Source organism: Paenibacillus planticolens (assembly GCF_013141725.1).
In the GTDB taxonomy this organism is placed as follows: Bacteria; Bacillota; Bacilli; order Paenibacillales; family NBRC-103111; genus Paenibacillus_E; species Paenibacillus_E planticolens.
Map to the genome: position 1 here is coordinate 1 of NZ_WHNZ01000024.1, position 751 is coordinate 751.

Consider the following 751-nt stretch of genomic DNA (forward strand, 5'->3'; position numbering starts at 1 on the left):
ATCTATCAAAAAAGCAATAAAACATTAACTCCCGCAGATTTAAATATAGCGGATAGCAGCGACCCGGAATACGATGGTAATGCTGTAAATACGCGTCAGGAAGCAGATATTAGAAAAGACTTGGAAGTATTCCCGCAGGCCGACGTCATTGTGCAGCCTGGCGACATTACTGGCGGTAACAACGCCAATGAATATGTGTGGATGAATAGTTTTAGAACCGTATACAATAAACTTAAAGCTGAGGGCTTATTTGACAAGACGAAGTTATATGTAGTCAAAGGCAATCATGATATGGGCGGCTCCGAAGCCTTTGTACCTGACGGTACGGCGGGCGCGTGGAACGAATCAACGCAATCGTACAATAACGATTTCTCTAATAGTGCTTATAGAGTAAAGATAAAAGGATTTAATCTGATTGGTTTTGATGCAAATGTTAACAACAGTAACACGGTGGGAAAAGCCACCAATTACCTCAACGAAATTAGAAATGAACCGGATTATGATCCGAAAAAACCCATACTTGCCATGTCTCACTACCCGATAGGCGGAACCGTGTGGGGATCGGCATGGAGCAGCGGCGCAAGTAATAATTTCGGTAAATTTATTGCCGACAATAATTTTTCGCAGGTGTTCTATATGTCAGGTCATACGCAATATGACCCGACCGACGAACGTTCTCTCTATCAAGGTGCGGCATCGTTTCTCGATTCCGGTGGTTCGAACTATTCCAGTTATCAAGACGACGGTCCGT

General features: G+C 43.5%; 1 protein-coding gene. It reads left to right on the forward strand.

The window, feature by feature from the left end; genetic code table 11:
* Positions 1 to 751 (forward strand): metallophosphoesterase family protein (locus tag GC097_RS13395; protein ID WP_171683803.1); only part of this gene is annotated, 751 nt, incomplete at both ends.